We start from the raw sequence: 1,670 nt of genomic DNA, 5'->3' as shown, positions 1-1,670 counted from the left end.
TGTGTCAGACTAGTTGTCGTCTCTCTTCTTTTTCCAAGCGGACTCTCCGCTGAGGCGATAAATAATGAAACATGCTCCGTATCCCACTGAATTTATTGAACAATCATTGCGTAAGGCTCGCGAGCGCGGCGATCAAACTCTGGTCAGCGTTGCAGTTGAACTGAATGTTCCTCTGACAACCTTGAAGGGTTGGCGCCGAGATGCCGCCAAAGCTGCAAGGGGGGGGCCCCATGTAGCCCACCCTTTGCACGGCGAACTTTCTGCCCAAGCTTGGGCCCCCCGCGAACGCCTTCAAGCGCTTAACGAAAGCCATCTGCTCGTGGGTGATGATCTGCATGCTTGGTGCCGCCACAAGGGGCTGTACGCACACCAGCTGCAGACTTGGCGTGATGCCTTTTGTGCAATGAGCGAGCCCAGCGCCAAGCAAAATCTGGGTGCCATGCGAGAGCTGCAGGGCAAACACGATCAGCTGGAGCGGCAATTGCGTCGCAAGGACAAAGCTTTAGCGGAGGCTGCAGCACTGCTGATATTGCAAAAAAAATTCCAGGCGCTGTGGGCGGACGAGGCATGATGAACTCCACCCTACAGCGCCAAATCCTTTTGCCATTGATCGAGCAGGCTATCGCTGATGGTGCCCGCGCTCAACAGGCCTGCGCCCAAATTGGCATGAGCGTTCGCACCTTGCAGCGCTGGGTACACCCTTGTGGGCACGAAGGAGACCGGCGTGTCAGCACGCTACGTGCGCACAGCGTGCCGCCAAACCAGCTCAGTCAAGCTGAGCGAGAGGCCGCGATGAGCGTGCTTAACAGCGAGGAGTTCAAAGATTTGCCACCCAGCCAAATCGTGCCTCGCTTGGCCGACCAGGGCAAGTACGTGTGCAGTGAATCGACGATGTACCGACTGCTCCATTGCGCCCAGCAGATGGGCCATCGCCGCCTGGAGCGTGTGCCGCGCAAGGTGAGCAAGCCGCGCGCATTGGTCGCTACCGAGCCCGATCAAGTCTATTGTTGGGACATTACCTATTTGCCCACTCAGGTGCGAGGAATGCATTTCTACCTCTACCTTTTTGTGGATATCTTCAGCCGAAAAATTGTCGGCTGGCAGGTATTTGATTGTGAGAGCGCACAGCTGGCCGCCGATTTGCTTCGTGATATCTGCGAGCGCCAATGCATTCCCGAAGGGCAGCTCACGGTGCATTCAGACAATGGCTCGCCGATGAAGGGTGAGACCATGCTGGCGACAATGTGGCGCTTGGGTATCACGCCTTCGCGCAGTCGGCCCTCAGTCAGCAATGACAACCCCTACTCGGAATCGCTGTTCCGAACTCTCAAGTTCCGCCCGCAGCTACCTCTGGGGCCCTTTACCGACATCTTGCATGCGCGCCGCTGGGTGACAGATTTGGTCCATTGGTACAACACCGAGCACAGGCACAGTGCCATTCGTTTTGTAACCCCAACTCAGCGCCACGCAGGGCTTGACGGGCCAATGCTTGCAAAGCGCGAGGATGTTTACGCTGCTGCCCGACAGGCCAATCCGAACCGATGGTCCGCAACTGCACGCAATTGGCACCCGGTCAACGAAGTCCACCTCAATCCCCATACCCCTAAACCCACGGAGAATAAAAACTTACGAAAACCAGCCTGAACCACCAAAATAAATGCGACAACTAG

2 protein-coding genes are annotated in these 1,670 nt (G+C 56.6%); both read left to right on the top strand.

The annotated features are described in order from the left end of the window. Positions 1-64 precede the first annotated feature (64 nt). Positions 65-571: a transposase gene (locus H663_RS41455; protein ID WP_133239937.1), complete on the top strand. Its 507-nt coding sequence runs from the start codon at positions 65-67 to the stop codon at positions 569-571. Then, positions 568-1,644 carry an IS3 family transposase gene (locus H663_RS40825; RefSeq protein ID WP_116695973.1) on the top strand — a complete coding sequence of 359 codons (1,077 nt, stop codon included), beginning with the start codon at positions 568-570 and terminating at the stop codon, positions 1,642-1,644. Before H663_RS41455 ends, H663_RS40825 begins: the two co-directional genes overlap by 4 nt. Positions 1,645-1,670 lie beyond the last annotated feature (26 nt).

The sequence above is a fragment of the Limnohabitans planktonicus II-D5 genome (genome assembly GCF_001270065.2).
GTDB lineage: Bacteria > Pseudomonadota > Gammaproteobacteria > Burkholderiales > Burkholderiaceae_C > Limnohabitans_A > Limnohabitans_A planktonicus.
This window is presented reverse-complemented; position numbering and strand designations above follow the sequence as displayed.

Excerpts from the sequence above, each read along its gene's own strand:
- H663_RS40825 (WP_116695973.1), top strand. The coding sequence starts at position 568 with ATGATGAACTCCACCCTACAGCGCCAAATCCTTTTGCCATTGATCGAG.
- H663_RS41455 (WP_133239937.1), top strand. The coding sequence starts at position 65 with ATGAAACATGCTCCGTATCCCACTGAATTTATTGAACAATCATTGCGT.